At 62.5% G+C, this 21,409-nt stretch carries 18 protein-coding genes; 3 read left to right on the top strand and 15 right to left on the bottom strand.

Annotated features, from left to right (window positions below):
- The first annotated feature begins 121 nt into the window (after positions 1-121).
- Positions 122-289: a rubredoxin gene (locus AAEQ75_RS09350; RefSeq protein ID WP_003242223.1), complete on the top strand. Its 168-nt coding sequence runs from the start codon at positions 122-124 to the stop codon at positions 287-289.
- Positions 290-358: 69 nt separating this feature from the next.
- On the opposite strand, the gene AAEQ75_RS09345 is transcribed toward AAEQ75_RS09350, so the two are convergent.
- The 9 genes from AAEQ75_RS09345 to AAEQ75_RS09305 form a co-directional block, all read right to left on the bottom strand.
- On the bottom strand, positions 359-1,255 hold the full coding sequence (locus tag AAEQ75_RS09345) for a M23 family metallopeptidase (protein ID WP_343351867.1): 897 nt from the start codon (positions 1,253-1,255) through the stop codon (positions 359-361).
- A gap of 139 nt (positions 1,256-1,394) precedes the next feature.
- Positions 1,395-2,300 carry a response regulator gene (locus AAEQ75_RS09340; RefSeq protein WP_143507216.1) on the bottom strand — a complete coding sequence of 302 codons (906 nt, stop codon included), beginning with the start codon at positions 2,298-2,300 and terminating at the stop codon, positions 1,395-1,397.
- A 136-nt stretch (positions 2,301-2,436) separates the two neighbouring features.
- Positions 2,437-3,165: a phosphate signaling complex protein PhoU gene (phoU, locus tag AAEQ75_RS09335; protein WP_106734704.1), complete on the bottom strand. Its 729-nt coding sequence runs from the start codon at positions 3,163-3,165 to the stop codon at positions 2,437-2,439.
- 173 nt (positions 3,166-3,338) lie between these two features.
- Positions 3,339-4,172: a phosphate ABC transporter ATP-binding protein PstB gene (gene pstB / locus AAEQ75_RS09330; protein ID WP_021487569.1), complete on the bottom strand. Its 834-nt coding sequence runs from the start codon at positions 4,170-4,172 to the stop codon at positions 3,339-3,341.
- Between the two features lie 66 nt (positions 4,173-4,238).
- Positions 4,239-5,915 (bottom strand): phosphate ABC transporter permease PstA, encoded by a 1,677-nt coding sequence (gene pstA, locus AAEQ75_RS09325; RefSeq protein ID WP_177432019.1) that lies wholly within the window; start codon positions 5,913-5,915, stop codon positions 4,239-4,241.
- Between the two features lie 15 nt (positions 5,916-5,930).
- The gene (locus AAEQ75_RS09320) at positions 5,931-8,216 is read right to left on the bottom strand and encodes an ABC transporter permease subunit (RefSeq protein WP_343351863.1); all 2,286 of its coding nucleotides are present in this window, start codon (positions 8,214-8,216) and stop codon (positions 5,931-5,933) included.
- A 178-nt stretch (positions 8,217-8,394) separates the two neighbouring features.
- Positions 8,395-9,363 carry a PstS family phosphate ABC transporter substrate-binding protein gene (locus tag AAEQ75_RS09315; RefSeq protein ID WP_106734706.1) on the bottom strand — a complete coding sequence of 323 codons (969 nt, stop codon included), beginning with the start codon at positions 9,361-9,363 and terminating at the stop codon, positions 8,395-8,397.
- Positions 9,364-9,752: 389 nt separating this feature from the next.
- Positions 9,753-10,187: a ferritin-like domain-containing protein gene (locus tag AAEQ75_RS09310; protein WP_143507224.1), complete on the bottom strand. Its 435-nt coding sequence runs from the start codon at positions 10,185-10,187 to the stop codon at positions 9,753-9,755.
- 67 nt (positions 10,188-10,254) lie between these two features.
- On the bottom strand, positions 10,255-11,085 hold the full coding sequence (locus AAEQ75_RS09305; RefSeq protein ID WP_106734709.1) for a BON domain-containing protein: 831 nt from the start codon (positions 11,083-11,085) through the stop codon (positions 10,255-10,257).
- A gap of 210 nt (positions 11,086-11,295) precedes the next feature.
- Here AAEQ75_RS09305 and algB point away from each other — a divergent pair, with 210 nt between their 5' ends.
- Both algB and AAEQ75_RS09295 read left to right on the top strand, forming a co-directional pair.
- Entirely contained in the window at positions 11,296-12,648 is a 1,353-nt protein-coding gene (gene algB, locus AAEQ75_RS09300) for a sigma-54-dependent response regulator transcription factor AlgB (RefSeq protein ID WP_106734710.1), read from the top strand.
- A 13-nt stretch (positions 12,649-12,661) separates the two neighbouring features.
- Positions 12,662-14,458, top strand: coding sequence for an ATP-binding protein (locus AAEQ75_RS09295; RefSeq protein WP_343351859.1), 1,797 nt, complete (start codon positions 12,662-12,664; stop codon positions 14,456-14,458).
- 89 nt (positions 14,459-14,547) lie between these two features.
- Here the strand turns inward: AAEQ75_RS09295 and AAEQ75_RS09290 are convergent, their stop codons facing one another.
- The 6 genes from AAEQ75_RS09290 to AAEQ75_RS09265 all read right to left on the bottom strand — a co-directional run bounded on the left by AAEQ75_RS09290 (position 14,548) and on the right by AAEQ75_RS09265 (position 21,331).
- A complete protein-coding gene (locus tag AAEQ75_RS09290) occupies positions 14,548-14,733 on the bottom strand; it encodes a PA3371 family protein (RefSeq protein WP_143496289.1) in 186 nt (61 codons plus the stop codon).
- 18 nt (positions 14,734-14,751) lie between these two features.
- On the bottom strand, positions 14,752-15,063 hold the full coding sequence (locus AAEQ75_RS09285; RefSeq protein ID WP_179543366.1) for a hypothetical protein: 312 nt from the start codon (positions 15,061-15,063) through the stop codon (positions 14,752-14,754).
- Positions 15,064-15,238: 175 nt separating this feature from the next.
- Entirely contained in the window at positions 15,239-16,426 is a 1,188-nt protein-coding gene (locus AAEQ75_RS09280) for a hybrid sensor histidine kinase/response regulator (protein WP_143496287.1), read from the bottom strand.
- Positions 16,420-17,031, bottom strand: coding sequence for a chemotaxis protein CheB (locus tag AAEQ75_RS09275; protein WP_343351854.1), 612 nt, complete (start codon positions 17,029-17,031; stop codon positions 16,420-16,422). Before AAEQ75_RS09275 ends, AAEQ75_RS09280 begins: the two co-directional genes overlap by 7 nt.
- Positions 17,028-17,837 (bottom strand): CheR family methyltransferase, encoded by an 810-nt coding sequence (locus AAEQ75_RS09270; protein WP_181563431.1) that lies wholly within the window; start codon positions 17,835-17,837, stop codon positions 17,028-17,030. Before AAEQ75_RS09270 ends, AAEQ75_RS09275 begins: the two co-directional genes overlap by 4 nt.
- Positions 17,837-21,331 (bottom strand): response regulator, encoded by a 3,495-nt coding sequence (locus AAEQ75_RS09265; protein ID WP_343351852.1) that lies wholly within the window; start codon positions 21,329-21,331, stop codon positions 17,837-17,839. The genes AAEQ75_RS09270 and AAEQ75_RS09265 overlap by 1 nt, the downstream gene beginning before the upstream one ends.
- Between the last annotated feature and the right edge of the window lie 78 nt (positions 21,332-21,409).

Raw genomic sequence — 21,409 nt, 5'->3', positions numbered from 1 at the left:
CTGCGCGGCCCGACTTTGGTTGGTCCCTGGCTGGCGGCGATTGCCGCCAGCCCGCTTGGCGCGTCAGTGCAATTGCGGTAGCTTGCGTCGCGCAACACCGTGAGATTGGCCTGAGGTTTTTATGAAAAAGTGGCAATGCGTGGTCTGTGGACTGATTTACGACGAGAGCCAGGGCTGGCCGGATGACGGCATCGCTCCCGGCACCCGCTGGGAAGACGTGCCGGAAGACTGGCTATGCCCTGACTGCGGCGTCGGCAAGATGGATTTCGAGATGATCGAGATCGGCTGATCACGCCTGGTTTTCACAAAACGGCGACCCGAGGGTCGCCGTTTTTTTGCTTGATATTCTGCCGCCAGACTATTCGCCGCCGACGGCGAAATTCGGCAGGCTGTTGACCGGCTGACGGAAGTTGAAGGGAATGGACTCGACCGCCAGACCCACGTTGCGCTGCACCACGAAGTGCAGGTGCGGGCCGGTGCTGTTGCCGGTGTTGCCGGAGCGCGCCAACAGGCTGCCGGTTTCTACCCGCTGGCCTTCACGCACACCGACCGACCCCTTCATCAGGTGCAGGTAAACACCCATGGTGCCGTCGTCATGCAGAATGCGCACGAAGTTGCCGGCCGGGTTGTTGCCACGGCCGCTCTGCTGGTTCTCGGTCTTCACCACCATGCCTGCGCGTGCAGCGACGATGGGCGTGCCTTCAGGCATGGCGATATCCACCGCATAGCGGCCCTTGGCAGTGAAGTGGCTGTAGGTGCCGTTGGCGCCCTGGGTCTGACGGAACGGACCGCCACGCCAGGGCAGCGGATAGCGATGGATGCTCGGCTGCAGTCGCGGGTCGCCGAGGGCGTAGCGCAACTTGGGTGTGTAGCGCAGCGGTTTCGATGCATCGTGCGCGGTGAGGGTGGCGAGGCGGATATTGCTGCGCGGTGGCAACACCCAGCGAATCGGTTTGTCCGGCGCGCCGATGGCGTTCTGTACCTGCTCCAGCTTCAGTTCGATTTCCACCGGGGCATACAGGTCATTGCGAATCAGCAGGGTTTCACCGGCCTCGTGCTTCTTGGTTTCCAGTTTCACCTGGTTGTCCAAGCGCTCGACCATGCGATCGTTGAACACGAACACCTGCGCGCCAGGCGCAGCCTGATCGCTATAGGTGACTACGCCGTTCTTGTCGACGTACTTGTAGATGGTCAGCGCAGCGGCCTGGCTGCAACAGACCAGCAGACTGCAGAGAATAATTAGACGCCCTAGCATAACGACTCGGATCTTATGGCTTTTTGATATCCGGGTTAGCAAGACTAGCAGCGCAGCACGGAGCGCGCGAGACACCGACCGTCAGGCTGTGAACCGGCTCACCGCCATTGGTCGGCACAGCGCCGCGGATTGCATACGGCTATGCGCCGGGGCTGAAATGCTTCTGCGCAGTGCCGCGGGCGATCAGCCGCGACAGATAATCGAGTTTTTGCGGGTCACGGTCGACGAATCGGAACGTCAGTTGCAGCCATTCGCTGTCGGGCTTGGGTTCGAATGCCACCACCGCGTGCAGGTAGCCATTGAGCCGAGCGGTTTCCGCTGCTTCGCCCTGCTCTAGGTCGAGCACTGCACTCTCCAGCACCTGCGGCAGTTGTTCGGTGCGTTTGACCACTAGCAGTGCCTCCTTGAGGCTCAGCGCCTTGATCACACAAGCCATGCTACCCGCCGGCAAACGCAGCTGACCCTGGCCACGACCGGCTGGCGACTTGCTCGGAGCTGCCGGCGCTGGTGCTGCGCTCGGCTCAGCCTGGCCCGCAGCCGGCACCGGAGCACTGGGTTTGACCACCTCAGCCTTGCCACCGGTGAGCGCGGCCAGCGAATCATTGGCAAAGCCGCCGCTGCTGAGCATCTTCGGCGGCGCGCTGGCGGCCAGGGCCTGCAGCTTGCCGGCGCGGCTCAGCGCCTTCTTCACCTTGGTCACCAGTTGTTCGTTGGAGAAGGGCTTACCGATGTAGTCGGAAACACCAGCCTGGATCGCCTGCACCACGTTCTCCTTGTCACCGCGGCTGGTGACCATGATGAAGGGCGTGGTTTTCAGGTTGTCCTGCTCGCGGCACCAAGTCAGCAGCTCGAGGCCGGACATCTCCGGCATTTCCCAGTCACAGAGGATCAGGTCGACCACCTGACGGCTCAACATCTGCTGGGCCTTGCGGCCGTTGATCGCTTCCTCGATCTGTACGCCGGGGAAATTATCGCGCAGCCCTTTCTTGACCAGATCACGGATAAAGGTCGCGTCATCCACCACCAGCACACTGACTTTGCTCATCGGCCACTCCTGTACGAATGGCAGTAAGCATAGTCATGGCCAGTGGCCTAAGGCCAACGGAAAAACGCCGGACACACAACAAATCGCGCAAACAAAACGGCCCGGGAAAGCCCGGGCCGTCGGCATCAAGCAGGCATCAGTCCCTGGACTTGCCCTCGACCTCTTCACGCATGCGAGTCAGGCCGATGTGGCGCACATCGGTGCCACGCACCAGGTAGATCACCAGTTCGGCGATGTTGCGCGCATGATCGCCGATGCGCTCCAGCGAGCGAAGCGCCCAGATCACGTTGAGCACGCGGGAGATCGAACGCGGATCTTCCATCATGAAAGTCACCAGTTCACGCAACGCGGTCTTGTACTCGCGGTCGACGGTCTTGTCGTACTGCGCCACCGACAGGGCCAGGTCGGCATCGAAGCGAGCGAAGGCGTCCAGTGCCTCCTGCACCATCTTGCGCACCTGATCACCGATATGACGAACCTCGACGTAACCACGCGGCGACTCGCCCTCTTCGCACAGCTGGATGGCGCGCTTGGCGATCTTGGTCGACTCGTCGCCGATGCGCTCGAGGTCGATCACCGATTTGGAGATGCTGATGATCAGACGCAGGTCGGAGGCAGCCGGCTGGCGACGGGCGAGGATGCGTACGCATTCCTCGTCGATGTTGCGCTCCATCTGGTTGATCTGGTCGTCGATCTCGCGCACCTGCTGGGCCAGGCCGGAGTCGGCCTCGATCAGCGCGGTGACGGCATCGTTGACCTGCTTTTCCACCAGGCCGCCCATGGCCAGCAGGTGGCTGCGCACCTCTTCCAGTTCGGCGTTGAACTGCTGGGAGATGTGCTGGGTAAGGTTGTCTTTGTTGATCATGTTTCGCTCCGCGAAAGCTGCCGGCTTGGATGGCCATGGTGCGCGCCGCGCACCCTACTGGTTGTTAAGGGATGGGCTTTGGCAGAGGGTGCTGGGCGAGGAGGCGGAACGCAGACAGTACAGGTAGTACGGCAAGTTCCGCCGACGCAGTCCAGCGACCTCTGACATGGCCATCAGCCATAGCGACCGGTGATGTAGTCTTCTGTCTGCTTCTTGGCCGGGTTGGTGAACAGGGTGTCGGTATCACCGAACTCGATCAGCTTGCCCATGTACATGAACGCGGTGTAGTCGGAAACGCGCGCCGCCTGCTGCATGTTGTGGGTGACGATGACGATGGTGTACTTGCTCTTGAGCTCGTAGATCAGCTCTTCGACCTTCAGTGTGGAAATCGGGTCGAGGGCCGAGCAGGGTTCGTCGAGCAGCAGCACTTCCGGCTGCACGGCCACGGTACGGGCAATGACCAGACGCTGCTGCTGACCGCCGGACAAACCCAGCGCCGAGTCATGCAGACGATCCTTGACCTCATCCCACAACGCCGCGCTCTTCAACGCCCACTCCACGGCCTCGTCGAGCACACGCTTGCTGTTGATGCCCTGGATACGCAGGCCATACACCACGTTCTCGTAGATGCTCTTGGGAAAGGGGTTGGGCTTCTGGAACACCATGCCGACACGGCGGCGCAGCTCGGCCACGTCCTCGCCCTTTCGGTAGATGTTGCGCCCGTCGATGTTGATCTCGCCCTCCACACGGCAACCGTCGACCAAGTCGTTCATGCGGTTGAAGGTACGCAGCAGGGTCGACTTGCCGCAGCCGGACGGGCCGATGAAGGCGGTCACGCGCTGCTTGGGGATATCCATCTTGACGTCGAACAGCGCCTGCTTCTGGCCGTAGTACAGGTTCAGCCCCGGCACTTCGATGGCCGTGGTCTCGTTGGCCAGGCTCAGGCTCTGCTTGTCACGGCCGAGGGCGGCCAGATCGATACCGTGGGTATGGGTTTCGTGTTGCATAAACTCACTCCGTTCGTAGCTACAAGCTGCAAGCTGCGCACCGGCGGTGCGCGACTCGTAGCTGCGTTAGTGATCCAGCGCCTTGTACTTCTCGCGCAGGTGGTTACGGATATAGACCGCAGTCAGGTTGAGCAGGGCGATAACGATCACCAGCAGCAGCGCAGTGGCGTAAACCAGCGGACGCGCGGCCTCGACGTTGGGGCTCTGGAAGCCGACGTCGTAGATGTGGAAGCCCAGGTGCATGATCTTCTGATCCAGGTGCAGGTAAGGGTAGTTACCGTTGAGCGGCAGGGTCGGTGCCAGTTTCACCACACCCACCAGCATCAGCGGCGCCACCTCACCAGCGGCACGTGCCACGGCCAGGATCAGGCCGGTCATCATCGCCGGGCTGGCCATCGGGATGACCACCTTCCACAGCGTCTCGGCCTTGGTCGCGCCAAGCGCCAGCGAACCTTCACGTACTGCACGCGGAATACGCGCCAGGCCTTCCTCGGTGGCGACGATGACCACCGGCAGGGTGAGGATCGCCAGGGTCAGCGAGGCCCACATCAGGCCCGGGGTGCCGAAGGTCGGCGCCGGGGCGGACTCGGGGAAGAACAGCTGGTCGATCGAGCCACCCAGCACGTAAACGAAGAAGCCCAGGCCGAACACGCCGTAGACGATCGACGGTACGCCGGCCAGGTTGTTCACCGCGATGCGGATCACCCGGGTCAGTGCGCCCTGATGCGCGTATTCGCGCAGGTAGACCGCGGCGATCACGCCAAATGGGGTAACGATCACCGCCATCAGCATGACCATCAGCACGGTGCCGAAGATCGCCGGGAAGATACCGCCTTCGGTGTTGGCCTCACGCGGCTCGTCACTGACGAACTCCCACAGTTTCATGGCATAGAAGCCGAGCTTGTCGACGGTGCCCATGGCGTTCGGGCGGAAGGCGCGGACGATTTTGCCCAGTTCGATTTCGGTCTGGCGTCCATCGCTGGCTGTCAGGGTCACGCTGTCGCGATTGATCTGCTGGGTCAGCGCCACCATGCGCTCTTCGAGCACCTTGTACTCGGCATTCAGTGCATCGCGACGGGCATCCATGTCAGCTTGCGCGGCGTCATCCAGCTTGCCCTGCAACTGCAGTTTGCGGCCTTCCAGACGGATCCGCTCGAGGCTGTGGTTGATGCGGCCGATGTCTTTCTTCTCCAGGCGCACCAGTTGCGCATGCAGATCATCGACGCGATCCAGACGCTCTTGCAACGCAGCCCAGGCCGCATCACCCTCGGCGATTACCTGACCGCTTTCCTTGACGTTGACCAGGTTGCCGTAGAAGTTGCCCCATTCGCGACGCTCCAGCACCGTAATACCCGCTGGCTTGCGCGGGTTGCTCAGCCACTCGCCGACCACCCAAGTGAAGTCGGCGCCGAACAGCTCGCGGTTACCCACTTTCATCAGCTCGCGGGTCATGAATTCGCCGCCCTCTTCGGCGACCGGCAGGCCTGCGGCCGCGAGACGCGCACGCGGCACTTCCTCGACCTGCACCACCTCACCCAGCATCACCCGTGCTTCCTGACCAGGCACCTGGTAGTCGGCTTCGAGGATGTCGGCCGGCCAGAAGTGGCCCAGGCCACGAGAGGCGATCACCGCCAGCAGACCAAGGGTCATGATGATGGCGATGGCAACCGCGCCACCGCTCATCCACACGCCCGGAGCGCCGCTCTTGTACCAGGATTTCAGGTTGTTCTGTTTCACGGACATATACCTTCCAAAACCTTAGAGCGACGAATACTTGGTGCGCAGACGCTGACGAATCAGCTCGGCCAGGGTGTTCATGACGAAGGTGAACAACAGCAGCACCATGGCGGCCAGGAACAACACACGGTAGTGAGTGCCGCCAACCTCAGACTCGGGCATTTCCACCGCGACGTTGGCCGCCAGGGTGCGCATGCCTTCGAAGATATTCATGTCCATGATCGGCGTGTTGCCGGTGGCCATCAGTACGATCATGGTCTCGCCCACCGCGCGGCCCATGCCGATCATCAGCGCCGAGAAGATGCCCGGGCTGGCGGTGAGAATCACCACGCGGGTCAGGGTCTGCCAGGGCGTCGCACCGAGGGCCAGGGAGCCGAAAGTCAGGCTCTTGGGCACACTGAACACGGCGTCTTCGGCGATGGAGTAGATGTTCGGGATCACCGCGAAGCCCATCGCCAGGCCCACCACCAGAGCGTTGCGCTGGTCGAAGGGGATGCCCAGGTCGTTGGACAGCCACAGGCGCATGTTGCCGTCGAACAGCCAGTTTTCCAGATGACCACTGATCGCGATGGAGAACCAGCCCACGGCGACCACCACCGGAATCAGCAGTGCCGCTTCCCAGCCTTCGGGAACACGGTGGCGGATGGACTCAGGCAGCTTGGTCCAGAGGAAACCGAAAAGCAGGATGCCCACCGGCGTCAGCAACAAGAGGCTGAAGATGCCGGGTAAGTGGTTCTCCAGAAACGGCGCGAGGAACAGGCCGGCGAAGAAACCGAGGATCACCGTCGGCAACGCTTCCATCAGCTCGATCACCGGCTTGACCTTGGTGCGCATGCGCGGCGCCATGAAGTAGGCGGTATAGATCGCTGCAGCCACGGCCAGCGGCGCGGCCAGCAGCATGGCGTAAAACGCCGCCTTGAGGGTACCGAAGGCCAGCGGCGACAAGCTCAGCTTGGCTTCGAAATCAGTGTTGGCGGAAGTCGACTGCCAGACGTAGTCAGGCTCCGGGTAGCTTTCGTACCAGACCTTGCCCCACAGCGAGCTCCAGGAAATTTCCGGGTGCGGGTTATCCACCACGAAGCGCTGCAGCTTGCCGTCCGACTCGACCAGCACACGACTGGCTCGCGGTGACAGGGCGGCGATGGCGCTGCCTTCGGCGACCTGCTCCTTGAGCAGGGTACGGTGCGCGGTGCTGTGGAAGATGCCCAGGCGCCCGTCGGCGTCCAGGGCCATGAAGCCTTTGCGGCGCTCTTCAGGAAGAATCTGGGTGATCGCGCTGTCGCCCAGCTGGAAGCTGCGGATCGACTGGAAGGTGGACTTGCCATCCTGATCGCGCACCATGAACCACTGCTGGATACCACCCTTGGCGTCACCGATCATGATCGAGATGCCGCCGAGCAGGCTGGTAGCGCTGGTCACACGGTTGGACGCATCCTTGAGCAGCTCGTAACGACCATTGAGGCTGCGCTTGCGCAGATCGAAAACGTCGGCACTGGAATCGCCGTTGAACACGTACAGCCACATCTGCCGCGGGTCGAGGATCAGCTGACTGATCGGCTCGCCGATCTGCGGCAGGTTGATGCGCTCCTCGCTGACGCTCACCTCGCCGGTGAACAGGTTCTCCTCGCGAGCGAGGCTGATCAGGTGCAGCTCGTTGCCCGTGGAGCCAGCCAGCATCAGCGTGCCGCTGTTGAGATTGACGGCGATGTGCTCGAGCGGACGCCCCTGCGGATCGACCTCGATCGGTGCTTCACCGTAGGGGTATTCGATCTGCGGCGCGATGGCACGTACGTTGTCTGGATAGGTGATCTTGTAACTGTGCTGAATGATCAGCGCCTGGCCGTTGGACAGGCCCAGTACCACGCGGCGTGTACCCGGCTGATCCTGGCCGACAGAGGCGACACTGACGCCTTGCGGCAGCGGCAATTGCAGGCGCTGCAGGGCTTCGCCACTCTTGAGCTCGAAGAACTGCACGGCGCCGGAAGTATCCAGGCGCATGGCGACCTGGTTCTGCTCTTCCACGGCGAGAAGCAATGGTGCCTGAGCCTCGGCCAGCCAGGCCGGTTGCTGAGCCTTGCGCGACTCGAGCTCGGCGCCCTGGAACATGGGCAGCACGACATGGGCGAGGTAGAAGAAGATAAGGGTGATGGCACCGAGCACCGCCAGACCACCGATGGAGACGTACCAGCGCGCCATGCGGTCCTTCAACGCGCGCAGACGGCGCTTGCGTTGCAGGGCGGGCGTGTTGAAGTCGATCCCTAGAGGGTTCTGCGAACGGTTCATGGATTCGTTTGCCAAGTCATTCATGCGAGAAGTCTCTGCGCGAGCTTGATTGCAGCGCATACGGCTGCCCAGGCTTGTCAATTTAGCGAGCTTGTGTGACAGAAAGATTACAGCCTGCTGACATGACGAAGCCCGCCACCCATAAGGTGGCGGGTTCGTCGAATGGCCTGGCTACCAGAGCTAGGCCATCACACTGGAAGCCTTACAGGCCCAGTTCCTTCATCGCTTTTTCGGCTACCTTGGACGGCAGCGGGATGTAACCGTCTTTCATCACGACGTCCTGGCCCTGCTTGGACAGCACCAGCTTGATGAACTCGGCATCCAGCGGGCTCAGCGGCTGGTTCGGAGCCTTGTTCACGTAGACGTAGAAGAAGCGGGCCAGCGGGAACTTGCCAGCCAGGGCGTTTTCTTCCGAGGCTTCGAAGGCTTCACCGCCCTTCTTGGACAGCGGTACGGCGCGAACGCTGGAGGTACGGTAGCCAATACCCGAGTAGCCAATGGCGTTCAGGGTGCTGGAGATCGACTGCACCACGGAAGCCGAACCCGGCTGCTCGTTGACGTTGGATTTGAAGTCACCTTTGCACAGGGCTTCTTCCTTGAAGTAACCGTAGGTGCCGGATACCGAGTTACGACCGAACAGCTGCAGCGGCTTGTTTGCCCACTCGCCGGTCAGACCGAGATCACCCCAGGTCTTGATGTCCTTGTCATTGCCGCACAGACGGGTGCTGGAGAAGATCGCGTCGACCTGCTCGATGGACAGCGACTTGATCGGGTTGTCCTTGTGTACGAACACGGCCAGGGCGTCGATCGCTACCGGAACGGCGGTCGGCTTGTAGCCGTACTTCTCTTCGAAGGCCTGGATTTCGCTGTCCTTCATCGGACGGCTCATCGGGCCCATGTTGGCGGTGCCTTCGGTCAGCGCGGGTGGCGCAGTGGAGGAACCAGCGGCCTGGATCTGGATGTTCACGTTGGGGTAGTTCTTCTTGAACTCTTCTGCCCACAGGGTCATCAGGTTGGCCAGCGAATCGGAACCGACGCTGGACAGGTTGCCCGACACACCGGAAGTCTTTTCGTAGTTCGGCAGAGCCGGGTCGACGGCGGCTACAGCAGATACGGCGCTTACGCCAGCGGCGGCGAAAGTCAGGGCCGCCATCAAACGCTTCAGTTTCATGCCTTGCTCCTAGCAGGATAGTGTTGGATGGAACGGGCCCAAGTATCTGCAGGCCACGTGAACACTCTATGAAACGAATGTGACAGTTAAATGAACGTCGACGGCTCTCGGTTGGGTAGCGAACAGGCGCTTCGGGCGTGGAGAAAATGTGGGTGATACCGGACTGGCGAGCTTGTGTGTGTTTTTGCGCTATTTATATCCGGGCAACGATCATTGGCGTGTCGATCTTTCGTCTTGGTTTCGCCCCTTACGGGCGCAACCTAAACGCTCAGAGGACTCGGTAACGGATAGTGCTAAGCCAGTGAGCAATACGCGCCCTGGCCTGCCCAGCCCCAATAAAAAGCCCCCACACGCATCGCGTGCAGGGGCTCGTAACAGCGCCGCAGTGATTACTGCATATTCTGCTTCAGCGCCCGCATACGGTCGTGGCAAGCCCGCACCTTGGGCATCTCCACGGCCAACAGGACACGGACATCATTGTCCGCGCTTTCCAGCGCATCTTCGAAGGCATGCAGGATACGGTCCTCTGCTTCCTCCAGCTGCGCAACGTAGGTGGCATCTTCATCCTTGGCCAGGGTCGCGCGGGTGTCGGCGTAGAACTGACGCAGCTTGCCCAGCATGGTGCCGCCGGACGCCGGCTCGCTCTGGTTGGCGGCGACCTTGACGCTCAGCGCATCGATCACCTGAGTCTTGGCACGCACCATGTCACGGAACAGCGCCTGCAGGCGGATATCCTTGACCTCATCGTGGGCATGCTCGTAGAAGCGCTTGCCGTCGCGGGTAATCTCGATCAGTTCATTGAGTTGTGCGGTCTTGCTGCTCATGGATTCTCTCCTTGGCTATGGGACTTGCAGATATCGGCCACGACAGTGGCCGGAGGGGTGAAGGGGTTCAACTGTTGATACGCAGGGCATCTGCATCGACGCCACGCACGCCGCGAATGTTGCGGGCGATCTCGACCGCCAGGCGCTTCTCGGCGCTGCTCAGCACACTGCCGCGCAGGCTGACGAGACCGTCGTCGGTGTTCACCGAAATGTTCATGGCGTCCAGGTTACGGCTGTAGAGAAAGCTGGCCTTGACCTTACTGGTGATCCAGCTGTCGCTGATGTTCTCGCGCGCTTCGTCGAGGGTGGTTTGCACTTCGCTGCTACTGCTGTCGGCAGTGCTGATGCTGAGGTGGTTGAACACCTCGCGCACACCATCGGTATTGGCTGCCAGTTGCCCCGCCAACTCCTTGGCCGCGGGCGTCTGGGCGTGACCACTCAGGGTGATGTTGCCGGTCTCGCTCTTGACCTGAATGTCCAGGCCACGGGTGTTGCTGTTCCACAGCAGCTTGGACTTGACCGTGGCGGCGAGGCTGGCGTCCTCGAGACGCTGCACCATCCCCGGCGGGTTGCCCTCGACGGCATCGCTGCCGACTTCGATGCGATTGTTCACCGAGTCGATGCCCTCTATGCTCAGCGCCACCTGCTCGGCCAGCTCCTTCTGCACGTCGTTCTCGACCTTGCCACCGAGGGTGGCCACGCCATCCTCCACGTCGATCTTGAGCTTGAACGGGTTGAGATGGCGGTTGAGCGCGAAGGCAGTCCAGATCGAGCCTTCCTGGCGCGCAGCCTCGAGCTGCGAAGCCAGCGCGCCCTCGGCGGCCTGGCTGGCCAATGGAGTCAGGCCGAGCAGCAAAGCAGTACTGGCGGCCAGCATCAAGGGTTTGAACGGGGGCATGAGTTCACTCCTGTCCGTGAGACGATACGAGGAATATGGCAAGCCCCATGCCAGCCATGAAAGAACATAAATACCATGTAAAACAATAACTTAAACACAGTAAAGGCACCCTGCCTGCATGCAGGGTGCAGTATCTGCGCATTCAGGCCGTGCAACTTGCACGGTTTTTACCTGACTAAGCTGCATCGACCAGCAAGACGGAGCACATACATGGCAGTTGCAGAGCAAACCAGCGGGCGCATTCTGCTGGTGGATGACGAAGCGGCAATCCTGCGTACCTTCCGCTACTGCCTTGAAGATGAAGGCTATGACGTCGCCGGGGCCAGCAGCGCGGCGCAAGCCGAAGCGCTGTTGCATCGACAGGTGTTTGACCTGTGCTTCCTCGACCTGCGCCTGGGCGAGGACAACGGTCTCGACCTGCTGGCGCAGATGCGCATCCAGGCGCCGTGGATGCGCGTGGTGATCGTCACTGCCCACTCGGCCGTGGACACAGCGGTCGACGCCATCCAGGCCGGCGCCGCCGATTATCTGGTCAAACCCTGCACTCCCGATCAACTGCGCCTGGCGGCCGCCAAGCAGCTGGAAGTGCGTACCCTGGCCGCGCGCCTGGAAGCGCTGGAGGGCGAGGTGCGCAAGGTCAAGGACGGGCTCGATTCACACAGCCCGGCGATGATGTCGATCCTGGAAACCGCGCGCCAGGTTGCGGCCACCGACGCCAATATCCTCATCCTCGGTGAGTCCGGCACCGGCAAGGGCGAGCTGGCCCGCGCCATTCACGGCTGGAGCCGCCGCGCCAAGCGCACCTGCGTGACCATCAACTGCCCGTCGCTGACTGCCGAGCTGATGGAGAGCGAATTGTTCGGCCATGCCCGTGGCTCCTTCACCGGCGCCAGCGAAAGCACCCAGGGCCGCGTCAGCCAGGCCGATGGCGGTACCCTGTTCCTCGACGAGATCGGCGACTTCCCGCTGACGCTGCAACCCAAGCTGCTGCGCTTCATCCAGGACAAGGAATACGAGCGCGTCGGCGACCCGGTCACGCGCCGCGCCGATGTACGCATCGTCGCCGCCACCAACCTGGATCTCGACGAAATGGTCCGTGAGGGGCGTTTCCGCGAAGACCTGCTCTACCGCCTCAACGTCATCACCCTCAAGCTGCCGCCACTGCGCGAACGCCACGAAGACGTGATGTCCCTGGCCGAACGCTTTCTCGCCCGTTTCGTCAGCGACTACGGCCGTCCGGCCTGCGCCTTCAGCCCCGAAGCGGCAGCGGCTCTGCAGGCCTATCGCTGGCCAGGCAATATCCGCGAACTGCGCAACGTCATCGAGCGTGCCAGCATCATCTGCCAGAGCGAGACCGTGGAGATTGCCCACCTCGGCCTCGGTGGCAGCAACGAAGCACCAACCAGCACCGTGCGGGTCGGCGCACCGATGAGCCTCGAGGAGCTGGAGAAGGCCCACATCGCTGCGGTATTGGCCAGCAGCAGCACCCTCGACATGGCGGCCAAGACACTGGGTATCGATACCTCGACCCTCTATCGCAAACGCAAGCAGTACAACCTCTAACCATGGGACCACCATGAAGCTGTCGATGAAGCTTCGCACGCGCCTGTTTCTCAGCATTTCGGCGCTGATCACCGTGGCCCTGCTGGGCCTGCTGCTCGGCCTGTTCAGCGTCACGCAGATGTCACACAGCCAGAGCGACCTGATCCAGCGCGGCTTCGATGCCGTGCGAATCGGTCAGAAGCTGCGTCAGCACCTGGGCGACGAGCTGATGGTGCTGATCGACCAACAGCCCGACGCACAACGCCTGGAAGCCATCCGCCAGTCATTCCGCGCCGCCTTCGACGAGGGCTTTCAGGCCAACCTTGGCCAGGAGTACGCAAGTGCACTGGAACAGGCATCAGCGCTTTATGACGAGATGGAAAGAATGGCGAGCGAGGGCACCCCGGCAGGTCAGACGCCGCACAACCTGGCCAACTACAAACCTTTCACCGACGCCTTCCAGCACCTGCGCAACCATCTGCTGGAACAGCAGGACCAGGTCGTCGCCTGGGTGATCGCCGCTGAGCGCAAAGCCGCCGAACGTTCGCGATTGATCGCCGGGCTGCTGGTGCTGACGGGCCTGGCAGTGCTGGCGATCGGCGTGCTCACCGCCCATGGCATCGCCCGCCGTTTCGGCGCGCCCATCGACATGCTGGTGCGCGCCGCCGACCAGATCGGCCAGGGCAAATACGATGTGGTGCTGCCGGTCTCGCCCGTGGTGGAACTGGCAGTGCTGAGCCGTCGCTTCGGCCTGATGACCGAGGCACTGCGCGAGTACCACTCGAGCAACCTCAACCAGTTGCTCAGCAGCGAAGGCCGCCTGAAAGCCGTGCTCGACAGCATCGACGATGGCCTGGTCATCCTCGACGAGCAGGGCCGTATCGAGCACGCCAACCCCGTGGCGCTGCGCCAGCTGTCCTGGCAGGCCGATATCCTCGGTCAACCGATCGGGCCGCTGCTGCCGGACCACGCCGTCGACGAGGCGCTGCGCCAGGTGTTGGCAGGCGAGCTGCTGCACGAGCCGCCAGCCGACCTGCAGATCGAGCGCGCTGGTGAAACCCGCCTGCTGGCCTGGGCGCTGACACCGGTGCAGGTGAGCGAAGGTGGCAGCGTAGGGGCCGTGATGGTGCTACGCGACGTCACCAAGCAACGCGCCTTCGAACGTGTGCGCAGCGAATTCATCCTGCGTGCCTCGCACGAGCTGCGCACGCCGATCACCGGCATGCACATGGCCTTCAGCTTGCTACGCGAGCGCCTCTCGCTGCCGCCGAGTGGCCGTGAGCAGGAGCTGATGCGGACCGTCGACGAAGAAATGCATCGCCTGGTGCAGTTGATCGACGATCTGCTGAATTTCTCGCGCTACCAGAACGGCATGCAGACCCTGCAGCGCCGTCCCTGCGACCTGGCCGAGATGATCCGGCAGACGCCGCAGCGCTTTGTCGAGAAGACCGCCGAGCGTGAAGTGACACTGGTCTGCGAGGTTCACGAACCGCTGCCGCGCCTGAGCCTCGATGCTGCACAACTGGAGCGACTGATCGACAACCTGATCGACAATGCCCTGCGCTACAGCAACCCGGGTGATGAGGTGCGGCTACAGGTACGCCGCCAAGGCGAGCAGGTGATCGTCAGCGTACAGGATGGCGGCGAAGGCATCCCCTTCGAGCAGCAGGCTCGTATCTTCGAGCCCTTCGTTCAGGTTGGCAGACGCAAAGGTGGCGTTGGTCTGGGCTTGGCGCTGGCGCGTGAGATCGTGCAGTTGCACGGCGGCCAGATCGGCGTTCACTCCCGCCCGGGCGAAGGCGCCAACTTCTATTTCAGCCTACCGATCTGAGGCTGGTCAGCAGACACCGGGCAATTCGCTCACAATAAAAAACGCCGCGGTCTTCGCGGCGTTTTTGGTTTTCTCAGTGCGGTTCAGCTTCAGCGCAGCACCGGGTCGAACTTGATGCGGCGTCCGGCCATCAGCGCGACCAGAAAGCCCGCACCGAAGACGACGCTACTACCCTTGAGCAGCAGGGCGACACCCTCGTGCAGAGCTGGGCTCAGCCACAGCGCGGCCAGGCTCGACAGGGTCATGATCAACAACAGTACGGCACTTCTGGACATGGCGGGACTCCTTGTCGGTCAGAACACCCAGCGAGGGGTGCTGTTAGCAGGACGGGGTTCACGGTTGGCGGTACCGGTCTCGCCATCGTCAGAAATGCGCAGCCACTGCGCATCGTCACCGATGGCCCCGACAGCGCGGGTGGGCTGGGCGGGCAGTTCGGCTGAGCCGTCCTGCTGCGCAGCGACACGAGATTCCCACACCGGCGAGTTGGAGAGGGTGAACTCGGCCGTTTTTGCAATGGCTCCAGCCGAACCACTGAAATCTTTGGCGTAAGCCCCGTTGACCAGCAATGCAGCGACGCAAAACAGGCTCACTCGGACGATGTTCATGACGCTTCTCCATCAGCAGGTCAGTCGGTGGCTTACACGACTGATTTTGCAGCGCTCATGCCAACATCAAACCACCAACAATATCCTTATAAATCAATAACTTATTAACCTTCAAAATTACCTGCCTCATGCACTTTGCAAGATGCATGAATTACGACACGTGCAATTTGCACGATCAGCTACGACGCGGCAGCACGACACTGAAGCAGGAGCCCTCGCCGAGGCGACTGCTGAGCTCGATACGGCCACCGTGGGCCTGGACGATCTGCTCGCTGATGAACAAGCCAAGTCCAAGCCCTTGGGCGACGCTGGTACCGGATACCCGCTCGAACTGCTCGAATACGCGCCCCTGATCCTCTTCCGAGATACCCAGGCCCTGATCGCGTACTTCGGCACGAACCTGCTCACCCTCTGCCGCGACCCGTACCGATACCGGCTTGCCGCCACCGTAGCGCAAGGCGTTGGTCAGCAGGTTGGCGAGAACCTGCTCGATGCGGAACTCGTCCATCATCACCGGGGCCGGCCCCTCCACGTGCAGGTCGATAGGCGTACCGGTATTGGTGTACTGCGCAGCCAGGCTCTCTACCACGCTGCCGGCCAACACACCGAGGTCACCCGGTTCCGGGCGCACGGAAAGCTTGCCGGTACGGATGCGCGAAACATCCAGCATGTCGTCGATCAGGCGGCTCAGGCTGCGGATCTGCCGCTCGTCGCGGGCGACCATCTCCCGTAGCTTGTCGGCGGTGAAGGCGTCCATGCGCCCCTGTTCCAGGCGCAGCCGGCGCAGTTGCACATCGAGAATCAGGCCGTTGAGCGGCGTACGCAGCTCGTGCGAGGCGATGGACATGAACACGTCGCGCATCTCCACCGCCTTCTGCAGCTCGGCCTGTGTCTCACGCAACTCGGCAAGCAACGCTTCCTGCTCGCGGCGCGCGGCCTCGACCACCTCCAGCTGCATGCTCAGCGCCTTACGGTGGCGGTACAGGTCGACGAACATCGCCACCTTGCTGCGTACCTCGAACGGCGACAACGGCTTGTGCAGGAAATCCACCGCGCCGCTCTCGTAACCCCTAAAGGCATAGTCCATGTCGCGCCCGACCGCGCTGACGAAGATGATCGGAATGTGCTTGGTCTTCTCCGTGCCACGCATCAGCTCAGCCAACTCGAAGCCGTTCATGCCCGGCATCTTCACGTCGAGAATGGCCAGGGCGAATTCGTTTTCGAGCAGTAGCGACAAGGCCTCATCGGCACTGCTGGCCTGGAACACGGTGCGATCCTCGCTCTGGATCAGCGAACGCAGTGCCAGCAGGTTTTCCGGTAGGTCGTCGACGATCAGCACCTTGGCTTCAATCTTCCTCAGCATGGCAGGGTATCCAGTTCGGCCAGCAGCAGGCGCATGGCATTGATAGGCAGGAGAAAATCCGGTTTGAGCAGCGCCAGCGCGGCATTCGGCATGGTGGGCACCAGCGCGTCGGCCGGGTCCTGTACCAGTGTCAGACCACCGGCCTGCTGAACAACCAGCAGGCCGGCAGCGCCATCCTCGTTGGCGCCAGTCAGCAGCGCAGCAGCCAGGTCCTCGCCGTAGGCATCGGCCGCAGACTCGAAGAGGATGTCGATCGAGGGCCGGGAGAAATGCCGCGGCTCCTCACGACTGAGGGAAAAGCTGCGCTCGGTTTCGATGGACAGGTGGTAGCCGGCGGGCGCCACGTAAACCATGCCGCGGCGCAGGTATTCCTTGTCCTCGGCTTCCTTGACCGGTAGCCGTAGGCGCCGGGCGAGCAGGTCTGCCAGCAGGCTGTCGTTGCGATCCGGCTGATGCAGCAGGCACACCACCGGCAGCCGGTAGTCCGGCGGCAGGTCTTCGAGCAGGCTGAGCAAGGCTTCCACGCCGCCGGCAGAAGCACCGATCAGCAGCGCCTGCAGCGGCGCACGAACCTGGCCGCGGAGGTTGATCCGCTGGCTGCTCATCGCTTGCGAAAAATCCGCTCGGGGCGCGACACGGCTTCGAAGTGCCGAGCGTAGGCGGAGAAATCCAGGCTTTCCTTGCTGCCCAGACCGAGAAAGCCGCGATGACAGAGGGATTCGTGGAACAGACCGAGGGCACGGTCCTGCAGGTCGCGGTTGAAATAGATAAGCACGTTGCGGCACGACACCAGGTGGGTTTCGGCGAACACGCTGTCGGTGGCCAGGCTGTGGTCGGCGAAGGTCACGTTGGCGCGCAACGACTTGTCGAACAGCACGCGGTCATAGGCCGCCGAGTAGTAGTCGGAAAACGCCCGCTTGCCGCCGGAGAGCTGGTAGTTCTGGGTGTAGGTGCGCAGGTTGTCGAGGGCGAAGATGCCCTGTTCAGCCTTTTCCAGCGAGTGCGGGTTGATGTCGGTTGCATAGATCATGGTGCGCTCCAACAGGCCTTCCTCGTGCAGCAGGATGGCCAGGGAGTACACCTCCTCACCCGTGCTGCAGCCAGCCACCCAGACCTTCAACGACGGATAGGTCTGCAGCAGCGGCACCACCTGCTCGCGCAGGGCCAGAAAGTAGTCGGGGTCGCGGAACATCTCGCTGACCGGGATGGTGAGGTACTGCAACAGCTGCATGAACGCCTGCGGCTCGTGCAGGATGCGCTCCTGCAGCGCCGAAATGGTCGGGCAATCGAGCTGCGCCTGCGCCTGACGCACACGGCGCTTGAGCGAGGCTTTCGAATAATCGCGAAAGTCGTAGCTGTAACGCAGATAGATCGCCTCGATCAGCAGGCGCAGCTCGATTTCGTCAGGCATCACAGACGCTCCAGCTTGGGCATCCACACACGGATCAGGGAGAACAGGCGATCCAGGTCGATGGGTTTGGCCAGGTAATCGTTGGCACCGACCTGACGGCAGCGCTCCTGGTCATCCTTCATCGCCTTGGCCGTCACCGCAATGATCGGCAGGTTTTTCCAGCGTTCTTCCAGGCGAATCTGCCGGGTGGCTTCGTAGCCGTCCATCTCCGGCATCATCACGTCCATCAGTACAAGGTCGATGTCCTCGTGCTCGCGCAGCTTGGCCAGCGCCTCATGGCCGTTGCGCGCCACTTCCACCGAGGCCCCCTTCTGCTCCAGCGCGCTGGACAGGGCGAAGATGTTGCGCACGTCGTCATCGACCAGCAGCAGGCGGCGGCCCTCGAACAGTTTGTCGCGGCTGCGCGCCGTCTTGAGCATACGTTGATGCTCGCTGGACAGCTCGGCCTCGACCTTGTGCAGGAACAGGGTGACCTCGTCCAGCAGCCGCTCCGGCGAGCGTGCGCCCTTGATGATGATCGAGCGCGAATACTTGAGCAGCTCGGCTTCCTCGTCGCGGGTCAGGTTGCGCCCGGTGTAGACGATCACCGGCGGGAAGGAGCAGATATCCTCCTCGGCCATGCGTCGCAGCAGCTCGTTGCCAAGCATGTCAGGCAACTTGAGGTCGATGATCATGCAGTCGAAGACGGTCGTGCGCAGTTTCTCCAGCGCTTCGCCGGCCAGGGCCACGGCGGTGATCTCGATGTCTTCGTCGCCGATCAGGCGGGCCACGCTGTCGCGCTGCAACGGGTCGTCCTCAACCAGCAGGACGCGTTTCACCTGCTGGTTGAGCTTGGCCTCCAGCTTGCCGAAGACTTCCTTGAGTTGGTCGCGGCTGGTGGGCTTGAATGCATAACCGACTGCGCCGAGGTGCAGGGCAGCCTCGCTCTGGTCCTCGACCGAGACCACGTGCACCGGAATATGGCGAGTCTGCGCATCGTCCTTGAGGCGCTGCAGCACGCTGAGGCCGGAACCATCGGGCAGACGCATGTCGAGCAGGATGGCGTCGGGGCGGTACTGCCGCGCCAGCTCCAGGCCTTCGTCGGCGCAGGTGGCGACCAGGCAGGCGTAGCCCAGCTCATGCGCCAGATCGAAGAGGATACGGGCGAAGCGCACTTCATCCTCCACCACCAGCACACGACGGCCGCCGCGCTCGTCGAGCTGCTCGCGATCATCGGCGAAAGGCGCCGGAGTCCGCGGCATTGGCGCAGCAGCAGCGGGACTAGCTGCCGTCGCCGGCACCGGCAGCGGTGCCGAGACCTGCGGCATTGGCTTGCTCTGAACGGCGTCTTCGACCATCCGTTCGGGCAGCAGCAGGGTGAAGGTACTGCCCTCGCCCGGCACGCTGCTGACGGTGATCGAGCCACCGAGCAGCCCCGCCAGATCACGCGAGATGGAAAGCCCCAGACCGGTGCCGCTATAGCGGCGGTTGGTGGTGCCATCGGCCTGGCGGAAGGCCTCGAAGATCGCTTCTTGTTGATCCGCCGCGATGCCGATGCCGGTGTCGCGTACGGCGAAGGCCAGGTAATGATCATCCTGACGCGACACGCTGAGGGTCACGCCGCCGCGATCGGTGAACTTGAAGGCGTTGGACAGCAGGTTGCGCAGGATCTGCTCGGCGCGCTGGCGGTCGGTGAACAGCACCTCGGGCAGCTCGCCCTGCTCCTCGATCTGGAAGCTCAGGCCGCGCTCACCAGCCAGGAGCACGAACACATCGCGCAGGCTCTCCAGCATGCTGGCCAACGGCGTGCGTTCAGGGCGCACCTCGAGCTTGCCGGCCTCGACCTTGGCGATGTCGAGGATGTCATTGATCAGGTTGAGCAGGTCATTGCCGGCCGAGTAGATCGATTCGGCGAACTTGACCTGTTCGTCGTCGAGATTGCCTTTGCCGTTCTCCGCCAGCAGCTTGGCCAGGATCAGCGAGCTGTTGAGCGGCGTGCGCAGCTCATGGCTCATGTTGGCGAGGAATTCGGACTTGTAGCGGCTGGCACGTTGCAGCTCTTCGGCACGCTCTTCGAGCTGCGCCTGGATGCGGCCGAGCGTGGTATTGCGCTGGTCCAGCTCGTCGCGCTGGTCAGCCAGCGTCTGCGCCTGCTCGGAGAGTTTCTCATTGGTCTGCTCCAGCTCGGCCTGCTGGGTTTCCAAGTGCGCCTGGGATTCCTTGAGCACCCGCGCCTGCTGCTCCAACTCCTCGTTGGCGGCACGCAGTTCTTCCTGCTGGGTCTGCAACTCCTCGTTGAGCTGCTGGGTCTGGCCGAGCACCTCTTGCAGGCGCTGACGATAACGCGCGGCCTCCAGGGCCATACCGACGCTGCCGGCGATGGCTTCGAGGAACTCGCGCTCACGCGGATCGAGCTTGCGCATGAACGCCAGCTCGATCACGCCGTTGACACTGTCTTCGGACTGCAGCGGTACCAGGGCAACGCTGACAGGCTGCCCCTCGCCGAGACTCGAAGCCACCTTGATGTAATCCGCCGGCAAGTCATCCAGGCACACCAGACGACGGCCTCGGGCAGCCTGGCCAACCAGCCCCTCACCTTTGTAGAACTGCTCCTTGAGGCTGGCGTCCTTGCTGAAGCCATAGCCGGCAACCCGTCGCAGATCACCCGTGTGGGCATCACGCAGGTACAGGGCGGCGACCACGCAGTTGAGATACTCGGCGAGAAACTCGAGGGAGCGGTCAGCCAGTTCCTGCACCTGAGGCTGACCGAGCAGGCGCTCCGACAGCAGGGTCTGGCCGCCACCCAGCCAGGCGCGACGTCGTTGCTCCTCGCCGTACTCGGCTTGTCTGGCCATGGCCTGGGAGTAAGTCTGCGAGAGACTCATCAGCTCACGACGACCAAACAGCGCCAACAAGGCGCTGAACAGGATGCTCACCACCAGGTAGATGCCGGCGCCCCAGAGCGTGGTGCTGCTGACATCGGCATTGCGTTGCTGACGCAGCTCTCGCTCGCTGTTGATGAAGGTGTCGAGCTCGCGGCGCATGCCATCGGTGAGGTTCTTGCCGCGCCCTCGTCCCACCTCGGCCATGAAATTGCCGCCATCGCGACGACTGCCGATGACTTCCTGAGCGAACAGGTCCCACTGCTCCTGCAATGCCAAGAGGCGTTCGAGCCGCTGCATCTGTGTCGGGTTGTCACCGACCATGTCGATGAGCTGCTCGGTCAGCGGACGAAATTTGCCGCGCGCCTGTTCATAGGGGGCGAGGTAGTCCTCGTCGCCACTGAGCAGGAACCCGCGCATGCCGGTTTCCAGATCCAGGGTCAGCTTGTACACCTCGCTGGCCCGGTTCAGCACCTGGTCGGTGTGCTCGACCCAGCGAATCACATTGAGCAGGTAACCGATCAACAGCGCAAAGAACAGGGCGCCGACCAGACCCAGGCCGAGCGGTAGCCCGACGTTACGATTGAGAATTCGGCGAAAACCTTTTTCGTCCATTGCGGACTCATTCGACATTGGGACGTCCATTCGATGATTGTCTCGCTTCTTCTTATCTATCGGGGGAAGGCGTGTGGCACACTGACCGCGTGCAGA

Origin of the sequence: Pseudomonas sediminis (genome assembly GCF_039555755.1) — a bacterium.
Lineage (GTDB): Bacteria > Pseudomonadota > Gammaproteobacteria > Pseudomonadales > Pseudomonadaceae > Aquipseudomonas > Aquipseudomonas mendocina_D.
The sequence above is the reverse complement of the archived record's forward strand: the minus strand, read 5'-3'. Positions and strand labels throughout refer to the sequence as shown.